A 23,406-nucleotide genomic window follows, 5' to 3' on the forward strand; every position below is an offset into this window, starting at 1 on the left:
CTAATCGTACTCTACAGCTGAGAAGAGCGGCAAAAAATGCCAGATAATTACTATTCAGCTGACAGTAATGATTTGATTTAAATCCAAGAAAAATCCTAATCAGCAGCGAGAGGAATGGGCAATTCATTACGTCAGAGTGGAGTAAAAACAGGTAATACCGCCCGGTGAGTTTCGCGAAAATTTCATGTTGATTCGTGACATTCAGCACAAGTTTTATCCAAGACAAACGTCTGGTGAGGAACGGTCATAAAGTCACTGCCAGCAGAATTTTTTTACGCTTTTCCAGTGATTTGGCTTAAGGAGTGATCCCCGTCACGCTTTCCAGGACTCCTCTGGAAATTTGCCCTTAAGCGACAATTCTGATTAACAGCCGCATTTTTTCAGGTTATTAACTCCTCTACCCTAATCTAGCTGGATTGGTGCCAGCGCTTTTAACCTCATTCCGCCAGGGTTTAGCTTCTTAAAACAGGTCAGATGTGGTAAAAATTGGGGCTAATTTTTGTGGCTGGCAATAGGGATAAAATGACGACAGTGGATGCGCAAGCCTCTGATACTCAAGCGCGAGCAGTACAGCGCGCAACGCGAATAGCGTTTTTGATCGCCGGTATCGGGATGGCGTCGTGGGCCCCGCTGGTCCCCTACGCTAAACAGCGTGCTCAGCTGAGTGACGGCTCACTCGGTACCCTGCTGCTGTGCCTGGGTTTAGGCTCACTGATCGCCATGCCGCTCACCGGCGTGCTGGTCGGCCGCTTCGGCTGCAAGCGGGTGATGGCCACCGGAAGTGCTCTACTGCTGGTCCTGCTGCCTCTGCTGGCATCGCTCTCAACGCCCCTCTCGCTGGGGCTGACGCTGATGGTATTTGGTGCTGCGATCGGGTTAATCGACGTGGCGATGAATATCCAGGCCGTGGAGGTCGAAAAGGCCGCAGATAAGGCCATGATGTCGGGCTTTCATGGCTTTTTCAGCGCGGGGGGGATAGTCGGTGCCGGTCTGGTCAGCGCGGCCCTCGCCCTTGGCGCCAGTCCGTTAGTTGGCGTGCTGTTTATCGATTTATTACTGGTCCTGCTGTGGCTGGGCTGCCAGCGTCACCTGATGAACCAGCGCCTGCACCAGCCGGATACACCGCTGTTTGTGATGCCGCGTGGCTGGGTACTGTTCCTCGGAGTGATGTGCTTTATTCTGTTTTTAACCGAAGGCGCAATCCTCGACTGGGGGGCGCTGTTCCTCAACCAGGCGCGTGACTTGCCTGCCGCTCAGGCCGGGCTGGGCTATGCGGTATTCTCGGTGGCGATGACCATTGGCCGCTTAACCGGCGACCGAATCGTTAACTATTTTGGCCGCACCGCGACGCTATTCTGCGGCACGCTCTGCGCCGCCGCCGGGATGCTGCTGGCGGTGTTGGTGCCGAGTACGCTGGTGACGCTGTTGGGTTTTATGCTGATCGGTTTTGGTGGTGCCAATGCCGTACCGATTATGTTCACCGCTGCGGGTAAACAGCAGGTGATGCCGGTCAATCTGGCGATTTCGGCCATGACAACCATCGGTTATGCAGGTATTCTGGCAGGCCCGGCTTTAGTCGGATTTATCTCACAGTTGTCCAGCCTGTCGGTGGCCTTCAGTGCCATTGCCGCGCTGCTTTTAGTCGTGGCTGCCAGCGCCCGACTGATTACACGTTAACTGGGGTTTCATTGCATGTTGCCATATAAATTTCCGCTGACATCCGGCAATGTTACGCGCTTTTTTGTGATGTTTATCGTGGTGCTGCTTCTGGCATCAGGATTTATGATCCACAACGCGGTAAACGCCTGGTTGACGGAAAAACGTTATGCGATGGCGGATATCACCCATGCCATGCAAAAGCGCATTGATACCTATCGCTTCGCCACCTGGCAGATCTATGAAAACCTGGCGGCCAGCGCGGCCGGTATGCCATCGAACAGTCTGCAGGAAACGCGCCTGCGCCCGGACGTCTACTATCTGGAAAAAACCCGTCGTAAAACCGAAGCGCTGATTTTTGGTTCTCACGATAGCGGCACGCTGGATATGACCCTGCGCATGAGCAACTACCTTGATACGCTGTGGGGCGCGGAAAACAGCACCTGGTCGATGTACTTTTTGAACGGCCAGGATAACAGCATGATCCTGGTCTCTACCCTGCCGCTGAAGGATATGGCCACGCGCTACAAAGAGAGCGCCATCAGCAATATCGTTGAGGCACGCCGCGCGGAGATGCTGCAGCAGGCCAACGCCCTGGACGAGCGAGAGAGCTTCTCGCCGCTGCGCCGCTTCAGCTGGCAGAACGACCACTACTTTACGGTACGCACCACTTTTAATCAGCCGGGTCATCTGGCAACCGTGGTGGCGTTTGACCTGCCGGTGAATGACCTGGTCCCGCTCAATATGCCGCTGGAAAACTTCCAGTTGAAGCAGGATGCCGCACCGGTGGCGGAAGGGGATGACAATCAGGACAGCAACGGCAGCACGCGCATTGACTGGGTTAACCCGAATATTGAAATTGCCGCTTCGCTGGCCAGCACCCCGCTACAGCTGGTTTATCGCGTACCGATCACCGGCCTGGTCATTGATACCCTGCACAATCTGCTGTGGCCGCTGCTGGCAAACCTCGCGCTGCTGATCATGTCGCTGGCTGGGCTGTTTTTGCTGCGCCAGCAGTCGCTGCGCCCGAGCGAGAATCAGAGCGCAGAGCTGGAGTCACTGCGCCTGCTGAACGAAGAGATTGTTGGCACGCTGCCAGTCGGTCTGCTGGTGTATGACTTCGCCAACAACCGCACGATTATCAGTAACAAGATTGCCGAACATCTGCTGCCGCATCTTAACCTGCAAAAGATTATCAATATGTCCGATCAGCATCAGGGCGTGTTGCAGGCCACGGTGAACAACGAAGTGTATGAGATCCGCCATGCGCGCAGCGTCATCTCTCCGCATACCCAGCTGTTTATGATGCGCGATCAGGACCGGGAATTACTGGTCAACAAGAAGCTGCAGAAAGCGCAGCAGGTGCTGGATAAAAACCACCAGTCGCGTCAGCAGCTGTTACAGAACCTGGGTCATGCCCTGCAGCGCCCGCTGCATGATGTTATCGGCCGTTTGCAGTCGCTCGGGGCGGAACACCAGCCTGAGCAGCTCGAAGATTCGCTGGAGGCGTCAAAGGCTCTGAGCCGCCTGGTGGATGATATCGTGCTGCTGAACCAGCTGGAAACTCTCGACTGGGCGCCGGACGCCTGCAGCTTCAGCCTGCAAACCCTGCTGGATGAGCTGGCGGTAGAGATCCTGCCGATAATGCGCCGCAAAGGGTTGACGCTGATGATTAACAACACCCTTAGCAGCGATGAGATGCGTTTCGGTGACCGCCGGGCCATTGCTAAAATTCTCTCAACGCTGGTGCATTACGCGGTGACCACCACCACCTGGGGCCGCGTCAGCATCACCATCAGCGCACCGCCAGAGCGCGCCGACCGCCTGTCGATTGAGATTGTCGATACCGGCGCGGGGCTGTCCGCCGATGAGATGGCAAATACCGATTTCCCGTTCCTCGGAGAGACGCACCAGGATCGTTTTGGTCAAGCATCCGGTATGGCCTTCTTCCTCTGCAAGCAGCTGTGTAAACAGCTTGGCGGGCATTTGGACATTGCGGCGCGCCCGGACATTGGCTCGCGCTACAGTATTCAGCTACACGCCCCGCTGGAGCCGCAGCAGGATCAGGAAGAGAAACTGCTGGAAGGGGTTAACGCCCTGATTGATATTACCGTTGATGACGTGCGTAAAATCGTGGTGCATCAACTGGAAAACTGGGGCGCGAACTGCATTACGCCAGACGAGCGCTTCTCCGGCCAGGAACATGATGTGCTGGTGACTGACGATCCACAGCGTTTAACGCCATGGTCGCTACTGCTCACGGATGATGAACCCGGTTTCAGCCAGCTGGCTGCAAATCAGTACCGCGTGAACTTCAATATCAGCAGTGCGATGCAGGATGCGCTGCTGACATTGATTGAACAACAGCTTGCCCGGGACGAGTTGACTGACGAAAATATGGACCCGCAGGATACGGCTCAACTTTTCGCCAGTGGCTATTTCCAGCTTTTCGTTGATACAGTACCAGATGATGTAAAGAGGCTGTATAATGAAGCCGCAGACAGGGATTACAGTGCGCTGGCTCAGACCGCACACCGGCTGAAAGGCGTGTTTGCCATGTTAAATTTGCTACCCGGCAAGCAGCTTTGTGAAACGTTAGAACTGCACATTAAAGAATGTGACGATTCAAACATTAAAAATACCACCAGTGAAGTTGACACTTACGTCGATGAACTGCTGCAGCAAGGTAACCAATAATATGAATAACCTGAATGTCATTATTGCCGACGACCATCCTATTGTTCTGTTCGGCATTCGTAAGTCGCTTGAGCAGATTGAATGGGTCAACGTTGTAGGCGAATTTGAAGACTCCACGGCCTTAGTTAACAGCCTGCCTAAGCTTGATGCGAACGTGCTGATCACCGACCTTTCTATGCCAGGTGAGAAATATGGCGACGGTATTACGCTGATTAAATACATCAAGCGTCACTATCCCGACCTGTCGATTATTGTTCTGACCATGAACAATAACCCGGCGATCCTGAGCGCGGTACTGGACCTGGATATCGAAGGTATTGTCCTGAAGCAGGGTGCACCAACCGACCTGCCGAAAGCGCTGGCAGCCTTGCAGAAGGGTAAGAAATATACTCCGGATAGCGTGGCAAAACTGCTGGAGAAAATCAGCGCGGGTGGCTACGGTGACAAACGTCTGTCGCCGAAAGAGAGCGAAGTATTACGCCTGTTTGCTGAAGGTTTCCTGGTGACTGAAATTGCCAAGAAGCTGAACCGCAGTATTAAAACCATCAGTAGCCAGAAGAAATCAGCGATGATGAAGCTGGGTGTTGATAACGATATTGCCCTGCTGAACTATCTCTCTTCAGTGAGCATGTCTCCTTCCGTAGATTAAGCCAATATTCACCTGGCGGGTCGACCGGAAAAAATGGTCGACCCCTACGAGGAAATGTGCAACGGGTCGACCGGAAAAATGGCCGACCCCTACGAGGGAATGTGTAACGGGTCGACCGGAAAAATGGCCGCCCCCTACATGGGAATTTGTAGGGGCTGACCTTCTTTTCCGGTCAGCCCTTACTACTTAAACGCTACCTCTGCCCTTTCTCACCCGCTCCGCATAAAACGCCAGCGCCTGCTGCAACGTATCCATCGTCACCGGCTTCGACAGGCAGTTATCCATTCCGGCCTCAATACAACGCTGCTTCTCTTCGGCCAGCGCATTCGCGGTCACGCCGACCACCGGGAAAGTTTGCCCCAGCTCGCGCAGGCGCTGCGTCAGACGGTAGCCATCCATATTCGGCATATTGACATCGGTCAGCACAATATCAATCTCGCTGCGGCTCAGTACATTGAGGGCATCAATACCGTCCTGCGCCGTTTTGACGCGGTAACCCAGCGAGCCGAGCTGATCTGACAGCAGCATGCGGTTGATCGGATGGTCATCAACCACCAGAATCAGGATATCGTCATTGCTGACGCCGCTCTCCTGCTCAACCAGCGTGGCCGGTAATCCTTCCGGCATCGCGACTTCCACGCGATAGATGCGCCCAAGCAGCACCGGCAGCTCGTGCGGCGTGGTCGTGGCGCACAGCCAGCGCCCCGGCAGCACTTCGCGCGGTCCGTCATTATGACGATTGTCGAAGCGTATCACAGCGCGCACGTTCTGTTCCGGCTGACAGTCGTAATCGCAGATAATCACGTCCTCCGCTTCAGCCTCACCCTCGTAGCGCCGCACCTGGATGCCATGACCGCGCAACATTTTGTCGAGGAATTCCGCCAGCTGATCGTTACGCACCGCCAGCCAGCACTGTTTATCCTGCAAGCCGTCATGCAGCTCGGGGGTCATCACCCGGCTGTTATAGAGCGGTATACGGATAATAAACTGGCTGCCCATCCCCGGCTCGGAGTCCACCTCAATATCGCCGTCCATCATGTTGATCAGCTTCTCACAGATTGCCAGCCCGAGTCCGGTTCCCTGGAAATTCCGCTGCACGCCGCTGCCGACCTGGAAGAACGGGTCAAATAGCCGGGTCAGCTCTTTCGCCGGGATCCCCACGCCGCTGTCGCGCACGCGGAACGCCAGGTAGCCATCCTTGACGTAGGCGTGCAGGACGATGCCGCCGGTATGGGTAAACTTGATGGAGTTGCTCAACAGGTTAGAGATCACCTGCTGCAAACGCATCGGATCGCCGTCCAGCGTCACCGGCACGTCGCTGTCGATGAAGCACCACAGCGTCAGACGCTTTTTCACCACCATCGCCAGATAGTTGGAGGTGATATGCGCTATCACCTCACGCGGGGAAAACTCACGCGGCTCAATCTTCAACTGCTCAGACTCGATTTTCGAGAAATCGAGGATATCACTGATGATTTTCAGCAGCAGGCTGGAGGAGTTGTTCATCGCCGTCACCAGCGACTCCACGCCTTTGGGTAAAGTTTTGGTTTGCAGCAGGTCGAGGTTACCAATAATGCCGTACAGCGGGGTGCGTAGCTCGTGGCTGACGGTGGCGAGGAACATCGATTTCGACTGGCTGGCCTGCTCTGCGGCCTGCGCCATCTCCTGCAGCGACTCTTCCATCTTCACGCGCGCGCTGACATCCACCAGCACGCAGATCGCCACGTTTTCATTGCGGTAGCGTGAATGCACAAAACTGATTTGCAGGTTGGTATTGCTACCGGTCAGCACGTCGACAAAGTTTACCTGCTGTCCGCAGATAATCTCGGTCAGGCGCAGACGGTCTTCCTGAGTCAGCATGGTGAGGTAGTTATGCGCCAGCTCGTTACTCAGAATATTGGTGCCGTCACTGGTGCGCAGAATGCAGATCCCGACCGGCGCCGAAGCGACAATTTTGCGGTTGAACTGCTCATGCTCTTCCAGCCGGTGTGCATTATCCTCGGCGGGGAGAAACATGCGGCGCTCGAACAGCCAGGCGAGGGTAAACAGGATAATCGCGCTGATAATATTCAGCAGAATGGCGTTGATCAGCAGCATTTTTAGCGGCTCAATCATCGCGCTGGTCGGCACCGAGTACACCACGCTCAGGGACGAAGGCGGCAGCTCTTTTTTCATCACCAGCTGTTTGTACCCGGCAACATAGCCAAACCAGCTGGCGTCATCAGGGAGATCGTCGGCGGAAAAGGCCAGCGCGCCGCGGGCGGAAGAGAGCACCCGCTGGTTGTTCTGATCGACCAGCGTCACCGCCACCGGCAGGTTGCCCGGGGTGATAAAGTCCTCCATACGAATGCTCTGCTCAATACCGAGCAGCGCCGCTACCTTATTCGCCACATAAACCGGGGTGATCATATAGTAATAACCGACCCCCGGCTGCGCGGTCGGCGACACCCAGAACAGGCTATTTTTGCGCTCCTCTTCGTTGCCGCTGCGGTACTTCAGGATGCGTTCATGCAGTGATTTCAGCGCCCGCTCACGGTCGACGGAAGCATTCCCCACCCCGAAGTCCGCCAGGCACTGGCTCTCGCCACCGACGAAAAACACCCGGTTCAGCTCATAGGCCGAGGCAAAGTTCACTTTCCAGTAATTGAGAAAATAGCTGAGCGATTCCAGCGAATTACGCCAGGTGTTGCTCATCGCACTACAGTCTGAATCGGCATAAAGCGGGTAGAACTGCGGCAGCGTACTCTTACCGGGAAACACGCCGTTCAGCACATCAAGCCCGCTGGACGAGGTATTCAGGCGGTTTTCAGCAATAAACTTCAGCTCGCGCGTCACGTCTGCGGAGTGACGCACGTACCACTGAGTCTGATCATAGCTGGTATTAAACTCCTGGCGAACCTGGGACTCTCTCTCGTGCAGGACGTTAATAATGTAGAACGTTGTCAGCAAGGCACCCAGCATCCACAGCATCAGCGCCAGCGCACGGAACAGGTAGCGCGAGATTTTTAACGTTGTACGGAAAGAGACAAGATATTTCAAACGGGACCCACGCAGCCATCAGCAGTGATAAAACAGAGTGCCGATACAGTAGCGTTCACCTGCTGAAAAAGCCAGTTATCCCCGCCCCGCCCCCGCTCTATTTCAGCTAATTCTGCTTTGTTCCCCGGACTCTTTACGCCACTGCGAGGGGGTTTTTCCGGTAATGCGCAGAAACTCGCGATTAAAGTTTGATTTGGTCTGGAAACCGACGTTTTCCATGATCTCAATGATCGTACTCTGACTGCGGCAAAGGTGCTCGCAGGCTTCAGCAATTCGCCAACTGTTAACATACTGCGATACGCTCTGGCGGTGGAGTGCATTGATGGCGGCGGAGACCTGACGACTCGGAATTCCTGATTTACGCGCCAGCTGCTCCAGGTTCAGTCCGGTCTCGCGATGAATACCGCTACGCATCAGCTCATCGATGCGTTCGAGCACGGCGGCGTCGCCCTCTTTCACCTTGCGCGATTTTACCGCCGTGCTGGCGGTGGCAGGCGTCAGCAGTAGCGTCAGCGCCACCAGCAGGCAGACCAGTAAATTACCGCAGGCTGTTAATAGCTGAACCCCGCTGCCCGCCCTGTATTCCAGCAGCCCCGCAACGCTGATGTCGATCAGCGCGACCGCGATTAGCAAGACGGCCAGCAGACGCCAGCCATTTACGCTCAGGCCACTGCTCTCCAGCGGCAGCTGGCAGAAAGTGTCCCTGCCCTGACGCAATGTTATTAGCATCGCTGCTGCGCTACTCATCCAGATGACTGCCATCAGCCCATCAATCGCCTGCGGGAGCCACAGGATACTGCCAGCCATTAACAGTAGCGCCAGCACGCTAAGCGCAAGATGCAGCCTCTGCCCGGTGGCCTGGCACAGTGCCAGATAGCAAAACAGCGGCAGCGCAACTGCCGTCAGCGGCTGTATTATGCGCAGCTGATTAAACTGCGGCAGTGCCCCCAAACCGGCAACCACCGTGTGCAGCAGGAAAACCAGCAGCAGCAGACGGAAGAACGCGCCCGCCTGACGTTTCTGCACCAGCAGCAGCAGGCAGGCAAAGCTAAGGAGAAAATTTATCGGTATTAGCATAGGACTCAATCGCGATCGAGGACGCCAGGCGTCTGTAAAGTTCTGATAATGGGACTTTTATACGTGAGGAGTAAATAAGATGCCGCTGATTTTTCTGTTTTCACTGATGTTAATCAGTTTCTCGAGCTGGAGCTATTCCGTTGCTACGCAACAGGAAACGCTCAGTAATCCTGTCCTGAAGCGCACGCTTAATGTCCGTATTTTCTACCCCAGCGAAAGCCATCAGGCAGCGACCTTGCAGGCAGCAAGACCGGTGCTGACTGGATTTTATGCGATAGAACAGGCTCAGCCTGCTGCGGGCAAGTTTCCCCTGATTGTGCTGAGCCACGGCAGCGGCGGTAATAACAGCAGCCTCGCCTGGCTGGCCGTGCCGCTGGCGGCCCAAGGGGCCATTGTGATTGCCGCTAATCACCCGGGCAGCACCACCGGCGATTCCAGCCCCGATACCGACCTCACCCTGCAGACGCGCGACCTGTCGTTTTTAATCACCCACTATCTTGATGACGCAAGATGGCGGCCTGCCATTGACGCCGACAGGATTGGCGCTATCGGGCATTCAAAGGGCGGTTACAGCGTGCTGGCACTGGCCGGAGCGCGGATAACCCTGGCAAGGCTGGTTGAGTACTGCCGCAGCAAACCGCAGATGCCGGACTGCCTGTTTTACCAGCGCGGGCACCTGCCGCTGGCACAGCGATCGGCGGCCACGCTGGCGGCCAGCTATCGTGACCCGCGAGTGAAGTTTGTCGTCGCTATCGACCCGGGAATGAGCGATGTTTTCACTCCCGCCAACCTGCACTCTATTACCCTTCCACTGCTGGTGATTGCCGCGGGCTATTATATCCGCGCGCAGCCGGAGATTAATTTGGGGGTGGATAGGTTGCCGCTACCGCTGTTGCGCCTGCCACAGGCCGGGCACTATGACTTCCTGCCGCTATGTCAGCCAGCGGCACAAGCGATTCTGGCAGAGGAAGGGGAAGCATTTATTTGCGAAACATCGCGGGAAAAGCGTGAGGAGGTACATCAGCAGACAATTACCGCCGTCAGCGCGTTTATTCAGCGCAGCTGAGCAGCGGGAGTTTCAATATTGAGTGAACTCAGCGTTTCGATTTGAGTTCAGGTTTGGCAGAGAGGTCGGGGCCAAGGAAAGGCTCCAGCGATCCATACTCGAGCAGGATTTGGCGTATTCTCGCACTGCTTTCCAAAAACATCTGGTCCATCGCTGCGCCAATCGCTTCCCGCCGCTTTGAGGTGGCTATGATGTTCATATCCATAGCATTATTTTTTTTCAATGACATATACTGCCTCCTGCAACCACGTCTGATTATAGATAAATCCTTTTTCGGCGGCGTAACGCCGCAGTAACCGATGGTACATTTTTCCTAATGCCGGATGGATTGGCATAGCCAGAAGAGAGGCTACAAGCTGATGCTGAAGAAAACTCTCCACCGCCTGGCCGACCCCTTCTGCCAAAAACCGTATCAACTCACTGTAGCTAAATGCCATACGGCGGTCGACTTTGTAGCGGGCACCAGGTTCCGACGAGAATAGCGCGTCATATGGATAAAAATCAACCAACCAGCAGTAATTCTGTAGGTAATAACCAGACCAGTAACAACCAAAGCAGTTCTGGATCATCGTTGGTAATCTTTTTATCTCAACAACATATTCATTGTCTCTTCCCCCTGACTTTTTCACCGAAACCAGATAACTCAGCGCGTTGGCTAATAGCGGTGATGAGAACGCCTTAACAGTAATATCCATGGCCACCTTTCCTTTTGGGTACCCGCTGGTTGTATCACTCTCTGCTCTGCTGGTCAGATTTGGCGCTGCATCCTGCGTAGCGTCTTCCAGATCCCCAGATTTCAGGCAAAAAAAAGCCGGTTCAGCTGAACCGGCTTTTTCATCAGGGCTTAACGATTACTCGTCATCGGCCTCTGGCGCTTCATCGTCATTGTCGACTTCAGGTGCGATATCATCATCCCCTTCCGCCACGCTGCCGTCGATAGCATCGAGCTCTTCTTCCGCTACCGGCTCGGCCACGCGCTGCAGGCCAACCACGTTTTCATCTTCCGCGGTACGGATCAGGATCACACCCTGGGTGTTACGCCCGACCACACTCACTTCAGAAACGCGGGTACGCACCAGCGTACCGGCATCGGTGATCATCATGATCTGATCGCTGTCGACCACCTGTACCGCACCGATAACCGGTCCGTTACGCTCGGTGACTTTAATCGAGATCACCCCCTGAGTCGCACGCGACTTGGTCGGGTATTCGCTGTTGGCGGTACGCTTACCATAACCGTTCTGCGTCACCGTCAGGATGGCGCCGTCATCACGCGGCACAATCAGGGAAACCACGCGGTCACCTTCTGCCAGCTTGATACCGCGCACGCCTGAGGCGGTTCGGCCCATGGCACGCACCGCGCTTTCAGCGAAGCGCACCACTTTACCGGCGGCAGAGAACAGCATGGTTTCATCCGTGCCGTTAGTCAGGGCCACGCCGATCAGTTCGTCATCGTCACGCAGGTTGACGGCAATAATACCGGCACTGCGCGGACGGCTGAACTCGGTCAGCGCGGTTTTCTTCACGGTACCGCTGGCGGTCGCCATAAAGATGTTCCAGCCCTCGGCGTATTCACGCACCGGCAGGATCGCGGTAATACGTTCATTCGCTTCCAGCGGCAGCAGGTTGACGATTGGACGCCCACGCGCACCGCGGCTCGCTTCCGGCAGCTGGTAGACCTTCATCCAGTAGAGACGACCGCGGCTTGAGAAGCAGAGGATGGTGTCATGGGTGTTGGCCACCAGCAGGCGGTCAATAAAGTCTTCTTCTTTAATACGCGCTGCCGATTTACCCTTACCGCCGCGGCGCTGCGCTTCGTAATCAGTCAGTGGCTGATACTTCACGTAGCCCTGGTGCGACAGGGTCACCACAACGTCTTCCTGGTTGATCAGGTCTTCGATATTGATGTCGGCGCTGTTGGCGGTGATCTCGGTACGACGCGCGTCGCCGAACTGATCGCGGATCAGCTCCAGCTCTTCACGGATCACTTCCATCAGGCGCTCTGAACTGCCCAGAATGCGCAGCAGCTCGGCAATCTGCGCCAGCAGATCTTTATACTCGTCGAGCAGTTTTTCATGCTCAAGGCCGGTCAGTTTCTGCAGGCGTAAATCCAGGATAGCCTGCGCCTGCTGCTCGGTCAGGTAGTACTGGCCGTCACGAATACCGTACTGCTCTTCCAGCCACTCAGGGCGGGCGGCGTTGTCACCGGCACGTTCCAGCATCGCTGAAACGTTGCCCAGCAGCCATGGGCGGGCAATCAGGCCCGCTTTTGCTTCGGCTGGGGTCGCAGCCTGGCGGATCAGCTCGATAATCGGATCGATGTTTGCCAGGGCCACGGCCAGTGCTTCAAGGATATGGGCACGGTCGCGCGCTTTACGTAGTTCGAAGATGGTACGGCGGGTGATCACTTCACGACGGTGACGCACGAAGGCTTCGAGAATATCCTTCAGCGGCATAATCTTCGGCTGGCCCTGATGCAGTGCCACCATGTTGATGCCGAAAGAAGTTTGCAGCTGCGTCAGCGAGTAAAGGTTGTTTAACACCACTTCGCCCACCGCATCGCGCTTCACTTCGATGACGATGCGCATCCCGTCTTTGTCGGACTCATCGCGCAGGGCGCTGATGCCTTCCAGACGCTTCTCTTTCACCAGCTCGGCGATTTTCTCAATCAGGCGCGCTTTGTTCACCTGATAAGGAATTTCATGCACGATGATAGTTTCACGGCCGGTCTTGGCATCCACTTCCACTTCGCCACGGGCGCGGATGTAAATTTTGCCGCGACCGGTACGATAAGCTTCTTCGATGCCGCGACGACCGTTGATGATAGCAGCGGTGGGGAAGTCCGGGCCTGGGATGTGCTCCATCAGGCCTTCAACGGTGATGTTCTCATCGTCGATATACGCCAGACAGCCGTTGATCACTTCGGTCAGGTTGTGCGGCGGAATGTTAGTCGCCATACCGACTGCAATCCCCGAAGCACCGTTAACCAGCAGGTTAGGTACGCGGGTTGGCATCACTTCTGGGATCTGCTCGGTGCCGTCGTAGTTTGGCACAAAGTCGACGGTCTCTTTTTCAAGATCCGCCAGCAGTTCGTGAGCAATTTTGGACATGCGCACTTCGGTATAACGCATCGCCGCAGCCGAGTCGCCGTCGACGGAACCGAAGTTACCCTGGCCATCGACCAGCATGTAGCGCAGCGAGAATGGCTGCGCCATACGCACGATGGTGTCGTACACGGCGGTATCACCATGCGGGTGATATTTACCGATGACGTCGCCGACAACACGGGCGGATTTTTTATAGGCTTTGTTCCAGTCGTTACCGAGCACGTTCATAGCGTAAAGCACACGGCGGTGAACCGGCTTTAAACCATCACGGACATCTGGCAGCGCACGGCCAACGATGACCGACATTGCATAATCCAGATAAGAGTTCTTTAGCTCTTCTTCGATATTGACCGGTGTAATTTCGCGGGCGAGGTCGCTCATGGACGCGCTTTCCTTCTGTCTTATTCCCGGATTCAAAGGTGCGAAAGTATATCACATCGCGGGCATGTGTTGAATGGAAAGCATCGCTTTGGCCGCTTTATTGCATTCTGTTTTTAGCGCAGGCAACAACCCTGGCTGTCAGGGGCGGGAAACTTGTATACTGCGGCAAACTTTGGCCGGAGTCATACCCCAATGAAAGCAGAACAAAACGCGGGCGCGCAGAACGTAGATCGCGGCGAGATCGCCAAATTTGAAGCAGTAGCAACACGCTGGTGGGACCTGGATGGCGAATTTAAGCCGCTGCACCGGATTAACCCCCTGCGCCTCGGCTGGATTGCTCAGCACTGCGACGGGCTGTTTGGTAAAAAGATCCTCGACGTCGGCTGCGGCGGCGGCATCCTGGCGGAGAGCATGGCACGTGAAGGTGCTAACGTCACCGGGCTGGACATGGGCGCGGAGCCGTTACAGGTCGCCCGTCTGCACGCGCTGGAAAGCGGTGTGACCATTGATTACGTGCAGCAAACGGTTGAAGAGCACGCCGAACAGTTCGCCGGGCAGTATGACGTGGTGACCTGCATGGAGATGCTGGAGCACGTGCCGGACCCGCGCTCTGTGGTTCACGCCTGCGCCAGGCTGGTGAAACCCGGCGGCGAAGTGTTCTTCTCTACGCTGAACCGCAACAGTAAAGCCTGGCTGATGGCGATTATCGGCGCTGAGTACGTGCTGCGCATGGTGCCGCGCGGAACGCACGACATCAAAAAATTCATCCGCCCCGGCGAACTGCTGAACTGGGTTGACGAAACCCCACTGCGCGAGCGCCATATCATTGGCCTGCACTACAACCCGCTGACCAACCACTTCAAGCTGGCCCCTGGCGTTGATGTGAACTACATGGTTCACACGCACCGCGCGATTGACTGACCCATCAGGGGGTGGATACCGCTCCACCCCTGCCAGATCTTTTTCGTCTTACAACTGTCATCACGGCTGAGTTAGGGTTACCCCATCACGACAATTATTGCTGTGAGGCGTCTCAATACGCCGCATTTTTCAGCAAAGAAATTCAGGAAATATCGGGGATGAACAAGAAACCCGCGCTCGATCAAATTTCTAAAAAATTTCTCAAACCATTGACATCGACTGTGGGCCTTGAGAAACGTGGACTTAGGAAAAATACCCACCCTGCGACAGTAGTTTCACCTGAAAATCAAGCCTTGTTAAGCACGCGGAAATTACTAGAATACTCACCATATTGTTAGTCAGTCTTCCCTCACCCCCTATATATAGTGTTTATCCACAGAGTTACTCACAACGAGCAAGCTGTGTATAAACGTGGGGATTATTTGTTAAGGACAGGTAAAACGCGACATGAATCAGAGTCTGCTTGTAACCAAACGCGACGGCCGCACCGAACGCATCGATCTCGATAAAATCCACCGTGTTCTCGACTGGGCTGCCGAAGGTCTGCAAAACGTCTCCGTTTCGCAGGTTGAACTGCGTTCACACATCCAGTTCTACGAAGGTATTCGCACCTCCGACATTCATGAAACGGTGATCAAGTCTGCCGCTGACCTGATCTCGCGTGATGCACCTGATTACCAGTACATGGCCGCCCGCCTGGCCATCTTCCACCTGCGTAAAAAAGCCTACGGCCAGTTCGAGCCGCCAAAACTGATCGAGCAGGTCAAACGCATGGTCGATATGGGCAAATATGACCCTCACCTGCTGGAAGATTACAGCGCGGAAGAGTTTGAGCAGATGGACGGCTTTATCGACCACTGGCGCGACATGAACTTCTCCTATGCGGCAGTCAAGCAGCTGGAAGGTAAATACCTGGTGCAGAACCGCGTCAGCGGTGAGATCTACGAGAGCGCGCAGTTCCTGTATATCCTCGTGGCCGCCTGCCTGTTCTCTGGCTACCCGCGTGAAACCCGTCTTGATTACGTCAAGCGTTTCTACGATGCGATCTCCACCTTTAAGATTTCGCTGCCGACGCCAATTATGTCCGGCGTGCGCACCCCGACGCGCCAGTTCAGCTCCTGCGTACTGATTGAGTGCGGCGACAGCCTTGATTCCATTAACGCCACCTCCAGCGCGATTGTGAAGTACGTTTCTCAGCGTGCCGGTATCGGCATTAACGCCGGTCGCATCCGTGCGCTGGGCAGCCCGATCCGCGGCGGTGAAGCATTCCACACCGGCTGCATTCCGTTCTATAAGCACTTCCAGACCGCGGTGAAGTCCTGCTCTCAGGGCGGCGTGCGCGGCGGTGCAGCGACCCTGTTCTACCCAATGTGGCATCTGGAAGTGGAAAGCCTGCTGGTGCTGAAGAACAACCGCGGCGTTGAAGGCAACCGCGTGCGTCATATGGACTACGGCGTGCAGCTGAACAAGCTGATGTATCAGCGCCTGCTGAAGGGTGAAGAGATTACTCTGTTCAGCCCGTCCGACGTGCCTGGCTTGTATGACGCGTTCTTCGCCGATCAGGATGAGTTTGAGCGCCTGTACACCAAATACGAGAAAGACGACAGCATCCGCAAGCAGCGCGTGAAGGCGGTAGATCTGTTCTCGCTGATGATGCAGGAACGCGCCTCTACCGGCCGTATCTACATTCAGAACGTTGACCACTGCAACACCCACAGCCCGTTTGACCCGGCAATCGCGCCAGTGCGCCAGTCTAACCTGTGCCTGGAGATCGCACTGCCGACCAAACCGCTGCTGGATGTTAACGACGAAAATGGCGAAATCGCGCTCTGTACGCTGTCGGCGTTTAACCTCGGCGCGATTGAGAGCCTGGACGACCTGCAGGAGCTGGCAACCCTGGCGGTGCGTGCGCTGGATGCCCTGCTGGACTACCAGGACTACCCAATCCCGGCCGCGCAGCGTGGCGCAATGGGTCGCCGTACTCTGGGTATTGGCGTGATCAACTACGCTTACTACCTGGCGAAGAACGGCGTGCGTTACTCCGACGGCAGCGCTAATGTCCTGACGCACCAGACCTTTGAAGCCATTCAGTACTGGTTGCTGAAAGCCTCTAACGATCTGGCTATCGAACAGGGTGCCTGCCCGTGGTTTAACGAAACCACCTATGCGCAGGGTATTATGCCGATCGACACCTATAAGAAGGACCTGGATGCGATCTGTGATACGCCGCTGCTGCTGGACTGGGAAGCGCTGCGTGAATCGGTGAAAACCCACGGCCTGCGCAACTCTACGCTCTCTGCCCTGATGCCGTCTGAGACCTCTTCCCAGATCTCGAACGCCACCAACGGTATTGAACCACCGCGCGGTCATATCAGCATTAAAGCGTCGAAAGACGGCATTCTGCGTCAGGTGGTGCCAGAGTATGAGCGCCTGAAAGATAACTACGAACTGCTGTGGGATATGCCAAATAACGACGGTTACCTGCAGCTGGTCGGCCTGATGCAGAAATTTATCGACCAGGCCATTTCATCCAACACCAACTACGACCCGACGCGCTTCGCCAACGGTAAGGTGCCGATGAAGCAGCTGCTGAAAGACCTGCTGACTGCCTATAAGTTTGGCGTGAAAACGCTCTACTACCAAAACACCCGTGACGGTGCGGAAGATACGCAGGAAGATCTGGCGCCATCGATTCAGGATGACGGCTGTGAAAGCGGCGCCTGCAAAATCTGATAACGGTGGGTCAGGCATGCCTGGCCCCTATGCGCAACATTGACTCTGTAGGGGTCGGGCATGCCCGACCCTGAAGCATTTGGACTGAATCATGGCTTACACCACATTTTCGCAGAATAAAAATAACCAACTGTTAGAACCGATGTTCTTCGGACAGCCGGTAAACGTGGCGCGTTTCGACCAGCAGAAATATGACATCTTTGAAAAGCTGATCGAAAAGCAGCTCTCTTTCTTCTGGCGCCCGGAAGAAGTGGACGTCTCGCGCGATCGTATTGACTATCAGGCGCTGCCAGAGCACGAAAAACACATCTTTATCAGCAACCTGAAGTATCAGACTCTGCTGGACTCTATTCAGGGACGCAGCCCGAACGTGGCGTTGCTGCCGCTGATCTCGATCCCGGAACTGGAAACCTGGATTGAAACCTGGGCGTTCTCCGAGACTATCCACTCGCGTTCGTACACCCATATTATTCGTAATATCGTTAACGACCCGGCGCTGGTCTTTGACGATATCGTCACCAACGAGCAGATCCTGTCACGCGCCAAAGATATCTCTGGCTACTACGACGATCTGATCGAAATGACCAACTACTGGCATCTGCTGGGTGAAGGCACGCACCAGGTTGCGGGCAAAACCGTGACCGTCAGCCTGCGCGCGCTGAAAAAGCAGCTCTATATCTGCCTGATGAGCGTCAACGCGCTGGAAGCGATCCGCTTTTACGTCAGCTTCGCCTGCTCTTTCGCCTTTGCCGAGCGCGAACTGATGGAAGGCAATGCCAAAATCATTAAGCTGATCGCCCGCGATGAAGCTCTGCACCTGACCGGCACTCAGCATATGCTGAACCTGCTGCGCAGTGGGGAAGACGATCCGGAAATGGCCGAGATTGCTAAAGAGTGCCGTCAAGAGTGCTACGATCTGTTCGTGCTGGCTGCCGAGCAGGAGAAAGAGTGGGCGGAATATCTGTTCAGCGGCGGTTCAATGATTGGCCTGAATAAAGATATTCTGTGGCAGTACATTGAGTACATCACCAACATCCGTATGAACGCTGTTGGTCTGGATCTGCCGTTTAAAACCCGCTCGAACCCGATCCCGTGGATCAACTCGTGGCTGGTGTCCGATAACGTGCAGGTTGCTCCGCAGGAAGTGGAAGTCAGCTCTTACCTGGTCGGACAGATCGACTCTGAAGTCAACGCCGACGACCTCAGCGACTTCGAACTGTAATTCTGATGGCACGCTCTACCATTACGCTGCGGACCACCGGTGCGCAGCTTGAATGCCATGATGAACACCCTTCCCTGCTGGCTGCGCTGGAATCGCACCGCGTCTGCGTGGAGTATCAGTGCCGCGAAGGCTACTGCGGCTCCTGCCGGATGCGCCTGTTGAAAGGGGAAGTGAGCTACAGCGCGAAACCGCTGGCCTTTGTGCAGCAGGGTGAGATCTTGCCATGCTGCTGTAAGGCCGAGGGTGATATTGAGATCGAGCTGTAGAACGGGTCGGGCATGCCCGACCCCTACACGATCTGGCGTAGGGGCTGACCTTCTTTTTCGGTCAGCCCGTATTGAAACGCCCAAATCTTATAGCGTTTCCACCACATCTATCCAGCCATGCCCGGTGCTGACGGACTGACCGTTCAGCCAGCGGCGCAGCATATTCATCGCCAGCATGGCCACCATATCCTGCCGTGCCTTCAGATCGTGACGGTTGACGTTGAACTTCACCTTCTGGGCAAAAGTGCCATCCGGCGTGTGCAGCGCAAAGCCTAAACGATCGTCCTCAATGCCGCCCACCAGCAGCGCCACAGCGGAACCGCTGCTGGCTGCCAGCTGGCGCGCACGCTCGGCCATGTTCTGCAGCGGCTCGGCCTGATTCGGCAATATGTTGCCTGCGGCCAGCGCGGCGCCGGCGGAGATCAGCTGCCACTGCAGCAGCCCGGCGCTGAACTGTTCGCTGACGGCCAGCGTAAGGTTGCGCGCCTGCAGACGGCGCGCCAGCTGCTGCGGTAAGGTCTCAAATCCTTCGAAAATCACGCTGTCGCCTGCTATCTCGCGCACCTGCTGCCAGAACTGCTCCATTTCCGGCAGTTTTTCCGCCGGGCCGTTCAGCTTCAGTTCGATAATCGGCATCGAGGCGCGATAGCCCATCACCACGCCTTCCGGCAGCGGCAGCGGTTCAATGTCGGATGCCAGATCGCTCTCGCCACGGCCAAAAGTGGTCATGCGCAGGCAGACCGGCGGCTCTGGCAGCTGATAACGGGCTTTCAGGCGCGGCAGGATCTGGTCCATCACCATCACTTTATATTCGGAAGGGACGCCGGGGGTGAAGAAGATCCAGCAGCGGTTAAGCTGCATGGCGAAACCGCAGGCGGTGCCGACCGGATTGTCGATCATCTCGGCCCCTTCCGGGATCTCCGCCTGCTTACGGTTGCTGGCGGCCATCGCCTTGCCGCGGCTGGCGAAGAAAGCTTCCATTTTAGCCAGCCACTCGGGGTGAATTTTTAGCGCCACACCGGCGGCGGTCGCGGCGGCCAGCGCGCTCAAATCGTCGCTGGTCGGGCCAAGGCCGCCGTTGACGATCAGCACGTCAGCCACTTTGCTGCGTTCAGTCAGCACCGTAACCAGTTCCTGCAGGCTGTCGCCCACCGTCTGGCGGCTGGTCATCGGTAAACCGTGTTCAAACAGCACTGTCGCCAGCCAGGCCGCGTTGGTATCGACGATCTGGCCGTGCAGCACTTCATCGCCGGTTGCGAGCATTTCCACTCTTATCATGTTGTTCTCCGGTGTACTCAGGGCATAACACGGTGGGCTGTGTCCCGTAACTGGTCGTGGTGCCGTCGCAGTGCCAAACTCACGCACAGTTATGGGACACAGTCTAGGAAGCCCTTTGCGGAAACACAACGTCAATTTCCTGCTGCTGCGCCACCCACTGCATCAGCCGGCGGCGCGATGGCTTGATGCCACCGCAGCCGAGCGCTGGCAGCGTATACCACTTAACCGGGCGCTGCCAGGCAGCCAGCTGCGGCAGCGCCCATGCGGCCAACGGTGCCATTGCCACCCCGTCATTCACCAGCGCCACCGGCCGGCTGCCGTATTCATCATCTTCCAGCGCGACCACGACTGCCTGCGTCACCTGCGGATGCCGCAGCAGCAGGCGCTCAATCACTTCCGGCTGCACGGCTTCTGCGCCACAAAAAAACAGGTTATCCCGCCGGCCAAGAACGCAGAGTTCATCCAGGCGCCACGCACCGAGATCGCCGCTGTGCAGCCAGCCGTCGGCATCCGTCAGCGGACGCAGCTGACCCTGCTGCCAGTAACCGAGCGCCAGCGTGGGCGAGCGTAGCCAGATCTCACCGTTGACAATCCTGACCTCCTGCCCGTCGAGCGGCTTCCCGACGCCCGGACGGTCGTCTGCACGTTTGGCGCTGACGGTCGAGGCGCTTTCCGTCATGCCATACCCGCAGAAGCAGCGGATGCCCGCTGCCTCCGCCCGCTGCACCAGCTCGCTGGCGATAGCTGCGCCTCCCAGCAGCACCGAGCGCAGCATTGCCGGACGCTCCGGCTGGCGCAGCAGTCGCCACAGTTGGGTTGGCACCAGCGAAGCGAAACTGCTGCGCGCCAGCGCGGCGCTAAACCCGGTACTGTCCGCCAGCGTTAATGTCGCCCCGCTGACCAGCCAGCGCCAGAGAATGCCCAACCCGGAAACGTGAAACAGCGGCAGCGACAGCAGCCAGCGGTCGCGCGCGCTGAACTCCATCAGTGCGATCACCGCTGCAGCACTGTGCAGATGGGCCGCAATCGTGTGCGCTGCGGCTTTTGGCAACCCGCAGGAACCCGAGGTCAGCGTCAGGGTTGCCAGCGCTGCCGGCTGCCAGGGGTGAATAACATGGCCTGCGCGCCGCAGGTTCAGCAGCGCAGGCGGGTTCAGGCAGCCAGTGCCTGCGCTGCCGACGCTGAAATCGGCGCGGAGGTTGGGTAACAGCATTTCCAGCTGGCTGTCCGGCAGCTGGGGATTAAGCGCCAGCACCCGGGCGCCGCAGGCGAGCAGGCTTAGCCAGCTCACGACCGCCTGCAGACTGTTGGCACTGCGCAGTATCACCAGGTTACCCGGCTGCACGCCCTGCTGGCGAAACCCCTGGGCGTGCTGGACAATTTCCTGCTCCAGCTGCTGCCAGCTGAGCGTGACGTCACCCGCATCGATGGCCTGCGCCTGCGGGCATCTGCGCGCCCAGTGACGCCACGGCCAGTCAGTTAGTGCTGCCACAGACATGTTAAAACCTCCCTGTCGGTCACAGGCACCGCCACGGGTAGCGCACTGCCGGGCCAGCGGCGCAACAGCTGCTGCTGCATCAGCTGCAGCGTGTCGAGCCCGGGGATGATGCCCGGCGTGAGCCAGTGTGCCAGCCGTGCCAGCTGGGTCAGACCGAGGCTCGACTCCAGCGCGCTGCTGATTACCGGGGTTAATCCCTGGGATTTGGCCCATGCCACCTGCTGCTGCACGCGCTGAATGCTGCCGGTCAGCGTCGGTTTGATCACCACCGCGCTGACGCCCGGTGCTGCTGCCAGCGGCCCCTCGCGCAGGCTCTCATCCCAGGCAACAGCGATGGATGTTTGCTGGGCAAATGTGAGGCTTTCCGCCATGTTGCGGCACGGCTCTTCGATAAAGGCGATGCGCCCGCGCAGCTCGGGTGAGACGTAACGGGCAAACTGCAGCGCTTTTTCCAGGCTCCAGCTGCGGTTCGCGTCCAGCCGCAGCGTCAGGTTGGGTAGCGCCTCCAGCAGCAGGTTGGCCTGCATCCCGTCGCGCACCGCTTCATACAGCCCAACTTTCATTTTTGCCAGCGGCTGCGGCAGCTGGCGCAGCCGCTGGAACAGCTCATCCGGGTCGCCGCTGCACAGTAAGGCGGTACGATACTCGCCTGCGGTGGGCAGCGTGCCATCCAGCTCGGCAAGCGCACAGCTGATGCCAAATGCGACGGAAGGCAGATCGCTCTCTGCGGGATGAGAACCGGCGCGCCACGCCGCCAGCCAGGCACGGCAGGCCTGCTCCGCCTGCGCGGGCGTTTCCACGCTGAACTCTGGCAGCGGCGCGATCTCACCCCAGCCCTCACCGCGTTGGTCACGCAGCTGGATCAGCAGGCCCTGGCGCGCTGTTAACCGCTGATGGCGCAGCACAACCCCCGCTTCCAGCGGGATCTGATAGCGATACAGTGCGACCGCACGCATCAGGGATTGCGCCGGAAGTGGCTGAAATCGGGCGGGCGTTTTTCATTGAAGGCGTTGCGCCCCTCCTGCCCCTCTTCGGTCATGTAGAACAGCATGGTGGCGTTGCCCGCGAGCTCCTGCAGCCCGGCCTGGCCGTCACAGTCGGCATTGAGCGCCGCTTTCAGGCAGCGCAGCGCCATCGGGCTGTTCTGCAACATTTCGCGGCACCAGCGCACGGTTTCCTGCTCCAGCTGCGCCAGCGGGACGACGGTGTTCACCAGCCCCATCGCCAGTGCCTGCGGTGCGCTGTACATGCGGCACAGGAACCAGATTTCCCGCGCTCTCTTCTGCCCGACAATGCGCGCCATATAGGCTGCGCCCCAGCCGCCGTCGAATGAACCGACCTTCGGGCCGGTTTGACCAAACTGTGCGTTATCCGCTGCGATAGTCAGATCGCACATCATATGCAGTACGTGCCCCCCGCCGACGGCATAGCCGGCTACCATTGCCACCACCGGCTTCGGGCAGGTGCGGATCTGGCGCTGCAGGTCGAGCACGTTGAGGTGATGTACCCCGGCATCATCCTGATAACCGCCGTAATTGCCGCGGATTTTCTGATCGCCGCCCGCGCAAAACGCCAGTTCGCCCTCGCCGGTGAGGATAATCACGCCGACCGCCGGGTCGCGCCGCGCGTTATCCAGCGCCTGCTGAATTTCGCTAATGGTCAGCGGGCGAAAAGCGTTGCGCACCTCCGGGCGGTTAAGGGTAATTTTTGCTATGCCGTCGCTCGACTTGTGATAGCGAATATCGCGGTAGTCCGCTCCGCAGTCGTGCCATTCGACGGGTGCCGTCAGCAGGCTTTCATCGGGGTAGATCATCGA

The 23,406-nt window shown here is 57.1% G+C and carries 17 protein-coding genes; 8 read left to right on the forward strand and 9 right to left on the reverse strand.

All coding sequences use genetic code 11. From position 1 onward, the window contains the following. The first annotated feature begins 522 nt into the window (after window positions 1-522). From ID864_RS08435 to rcsB, 3 genes are read left to right on the forward strand one after another with little or no spacing between them, the layout of a single operon-like run. Window positions 523-1,677, forward strand: a complete 1,155-nt coding sequence (locus tag ID864_RS08435; RefSeq protein ID WP_062818157.1) for an MFS transporter — start codon at window positions 523-525, stop codon at window positions 1,675-1,677. Window positions 1,678-1,692: 15 nt separating this feature from the next. Beyond that, the gene (rcsD, locus tag ID864_RS08440; protein WP_048915480.1) at window positions 1,693-4,353 is read left to right on the forward strand and encodes a phosphotransferase RcsD; all 2,661 of its coding nucleotides are present in this window, start codon (window positions 1,693-1,695) and stop codon (window positions 4,351-4,353) included. 1 nt (window position 4,354) lies between these two features. Continuing rightward, on the forward strand, window positions 4,355-5,002 hold the full coding sequence (gene rcsB, locus ID864_RS08445; protein WP_048915479.1) for a response regulator transcription factor RcsB: 648 nt from the start codon (window positions 4,355-4,357) through the stop codon (window positions 5,000-5,002). A 186-nt stretch (window positions 5,003-5,188) separates the two neighbouring features. Here the strand turns inward: rcsB and rcsC are convergent, their stop codons facing one another. Both rcsC and ID864_RS08455 read right to left on the reverse strand, forming a co-directional pair. Then, on the reverse strand, window positions 5,189-8,041 hold the full coding sequence (rcsC, locus tag ID864_RS08450) for a two-component system sensor histidine kinase RcsC (RefSeq protein ID WP_048915478.1): 2,853 nt from the start codon (window positions 8,039-8,041) through the stop codon (window positions 5,189-5,191). Window positions 8,042-8,143: 102 nt separating this feature from the next. Beyond that, the gene (locus ID864_RS08455; protein WP_048915477.1) at window positions 8,144-9,118 is read right to left on the reverse strand and encodes a helix-turn-helix domain-containing protein; all 975 of its coding nucleotides are present in this window, start codon (window positions 9,116-9,118) and stop codon (window positions 8,144-8,146) included. 79 nt (window positions 9,119-9,197) lie between these two features. Between ID864_RS08455 and ID864_RS08460 the strand changes: the two genes are divergently transcribed. Next, on the forward strand, window positions 9,198-10,184 hold the full coding sequence (locus tag ID864_RS08460) for an alpha/beta hydrolase family protein (protein WP_191149717.1): 987 nt from the start codon (window positions 9,198-9,200) through the stop codon (window positions 10,182-10,184). 28 nt (window positions 10,185-10,212) lie between these two features. On the opposite strand, the gene ID864_RS08465 is transcribed toward ID864_RS08460, so the two are convergent. The 3 genes from ID864_RS08465 to gyrA all read right to left on the reverse strand — a co-directional run bounded on the left by ID864_RS08465 (window position 10,213) and on the right by gyrA (window position 13,672). Next, window positions 10,213-10,413 carry a hypothetical protein gene (locus ID864_RS08465; RefSeq protein ID WP_143355021.1) on the reverse strand — a complete coding sequence of 67 codons (201 nt, stop codon included), beginning with the start codon at window positions 10,411-10,413 and terminating at the stop codon, window positions 10,213-10,215. Next, the gene (locus ID864_RS08470) at window positions 10,394-10,879 is read right to left on the reverse strand and encodes a hypothetical protein (RefSeq protein ID WP_048915475.1); all 486 of its coding nucleotides are present in this window, start codon (window positions 10,877-10,879) and stop codon (window positions 10,394-10,396) included. The genes ID864_RS08465 and ID864_RS08470 overlap by 20 nt, the downstream gene beginning before the upstream one ends. Before the next feature lie 156 nt (window positions 10,880-11,035). After that, window positions 11,036-13,672: a DNA topoisomerase (ATP-hydrolyzing) subunit A gene (gene gyrA, locus ID864_RS08475; RefSeq protein WP_048915474.1), complete on the reverse strand. Its 2,637-nt coding sequence runs from the start codon at window positions 13,670-13,672 to the stop codon at window positions 11,036-11,038. 192 nt (window positions 13,673-13,864) lie between these two features. Between gyrA and ubiG the strand changes: the two genes are divergently transcribed. From ubiG to yfaE, 4 genes are all read left to right on the forward strand, one after another. Next, the gene (gene ubiG / locus ID864_RS08480; protein WP_048915473.1) at window positions 13,865-14,593 is read left to right on the forward strand and encodes a bifunctional 2-polyprenyl-6-hydroxyphenol methylase/3-demethylubiquinol 3-O-methyltransferase UbiG; all 729 of its coding nucleotides are present in this window, start codon (window positions 13,865-13,867) and stop codon (window positions 14,591-14,593) included. 447 nt (window positions 14,594-15,040) lie between these two features. After that, window positions 15,041-17,326, forward strand: a complete 2,286-nt coding sequence (nrdA, locus tag ID864_RS08485) for a class 1a ribonucleoside-diphosphate reductase subunit alpha (protein ID WP_048915472.1) — start codon at window positions 15,041-15,043, stop codon at window positions 17,324-17,326. A gap of 91 nt (window positions 17,327-17,417) precedes the next feature. Next, window positions 17,418-18,548, forward strand: a complete 1,131-nt coding sequence (nrdB, locus tag ID864_RS08490) for a class Ia ribonucleoside-diphosphate reductase subunit beta (RefSeq protein ID WP_048915471.1) — start codon at window positions 17,418-17,420, stop codon at window positions 18,546-18,548. Between the two features lie 5 nt (window positions 18,549-18,553). Further along, a complete protein-coding gene (gene yfaE, locus ID864_RS08495) occupies window positions 18,554-18,814 on the forward strand; it encodes a class I ribonucleotide reductase maintenance protein YfaE (RefSeq protein WP_048915470.1) in 261 nt (86 codons plus the stop codon). Window positions 18,815-18,901: 87 nt separating this feature from the next. On the opposite strand, the gene ID864_RS08500 is transcribed toward yfaE, so the two are convergent. The 4 genes from ID864_RS08500 to menB all read right to left on the reverse strand — a co-directional run bounded on the left by ID864_RS08500 (window position 18,902) and on the right by menB (window position 23,403). After that, window positions 18,902-20,092, reverse strand: coding sequence for a nicotinamide mononucleotide deamidase-related protein YfaY (locus tag ID864_RS08500; RefSeq protein ID WP_048915469.1), 1,191 nt, complete (start codon window positions 20,090-20,092; stop codon window positions 18,902-18,904). 103 nt (window positions 20,093-20,195) lie between these two features. Next, entirely contained in the window at window positions 20,196-21,584 is a 1,389-nt protein-coding gene (gene menE / locus ID864_RS08505) for an o-succinylbenzoate--CoA ligase (RefSeq protein WP_191149792.1), read from the reverse strand. Beyond that, complete coding sequence (gene menC / locus ID864_RS08510; protein ID WP_048915467.1) at window positions 21,572-22,546, reverse strand: o-succinylbenzoate synthase; 975 nt, start codon at window positions 22,544-22,546, stop codon at window positions 21,572-21,574. The genes menE and menC overlap by 13 nt, the downstream gene beginning before the upstream one ends. Next, complete coding sequence (gene menB, locus ID864_RS08515) at window positions 22,546-23,403, reverse strand: 1,4-dihydroxy-2-naphthoyl-CoA synthase (RefSeq protein WP_191149718.1); 858 nt, start codon at window positions 23,401-23,403, stop codon at window positions 22,546-22,548. Before menB ends, menC begins: the two co-directional genes overlap by 1 nt. Window positions 23,404-23,406 lie beyond the last annotated feature (3 nt).

This window comes from Erwinia aphidicola (assembly GCF_014773485.1).
In the GTDB taxonomy this organism is placed as follows: domain Bacteria; phylum Pseudomonadota; class Gammaproteobacteria; order Enterobacterales; family Enterobacteriaceae; genus Erwinia; species Erwinia aphidicola.

Bases quoted from the DNA above. Each gene is read 5' to 3' on its own strand.
- ID864_RS08435 (WP_062818157.1), top strand. From the start codon at position 523: ATGACGACAGTGGATGCGCAAGCCTCTGATACTCAAGCGCGAGCAGTA.
- rcsD (WP_048915480.1), top strand. From the start codon at position 1,693: ATGTTGCCATATAAATTTCCGCTGACATCCGGCAATGTTACGCGCTTT.
- rcsB (WP_048915479.1), top strand. From the start codon at position 4,355: ATGAATAACCTGAATGTCATTATTGCCGACGACCATCCTATTGTTCTG.
- ID864_RS08455 (WP_048915477.1), bottom strand. From the start codon at position 9,118: ATGCTAATACCGATAAATTTTCTCCTTAGCTTTGCCTGCCTGCTGCTG.
- ID864_RS08460 (WP_191149717.1), top strand. From the start codon at position 9,198: ATGCCGCTGATTTTTCTGTTTTCACTGATGTTAATCAGTTTCTCGAGC.
- ID864_RS08465 (WP_143355021.1), bottom strand. From the start codon at position 10,413: ATGTCATTGAAAAAAAATAATGCTATGGATATGAACATCATAGCCACC.
- ID864_RS08470 (WP_048915475.1), bottom strand. From the start codon at position 10,879: ATGGATATTACTGTTAAGGCGTTCTCATCACCGCTATTAGCCAACGCG.
- gyrA (WP_048915474.1), bottom strand. From the start codon at position 13,672: ATGAGCGACCTCGCCCGCGAAATTACACCGGTCAATATCGAAGAAGAG.
- ubiG (WP_048915473.1), top strand. From the start codon at position 13,865: ATGAAAGCAGAACAAAACGCGGGCGCGCAGAACGTAGATCGCGGCGAG.
- nrdA (WP_048915472.1), top strand. From the start codon at position 15,041: ATGAATCAGAGTCTGCTTGTAACCAAACGCGACGGCCGCACCGAACGC.
- nrdB (WP_048915471.1), top strand. From the start codon at position 17,418: ATGGCTTACACCACATTTTCGCAGAATAAAAATAACCAACTGTTAGAA.
- yfaE (WP_048915470.1), top strand. From the start codon at position 18,554: ATGGCACGCTCTACCATTACGCTGCGGACCACCGGTGCGCAGCTTGAA.
- ID864_RS08500 (WP_048915469.1), bottom strand. From the start codon at position 20,092: ATGATAAGAGTGGAAATGCTCGCAACCGGCGATGAAGTGCTGCACGGC.
- menC (WP_048915467.1), bottom strand. From the start codon at position 22,546: ATGCGTGCGGTCGCACTGTATCGCTATCAGATCCCGCTGGAAGCGGGG.
- menB (WP_191149718.1), bottom strand. From the start codon at position 23,403: ATGATCTACCCCGATGAAAGCCTGCTGACGGCACCCGTCGAATGGCAC.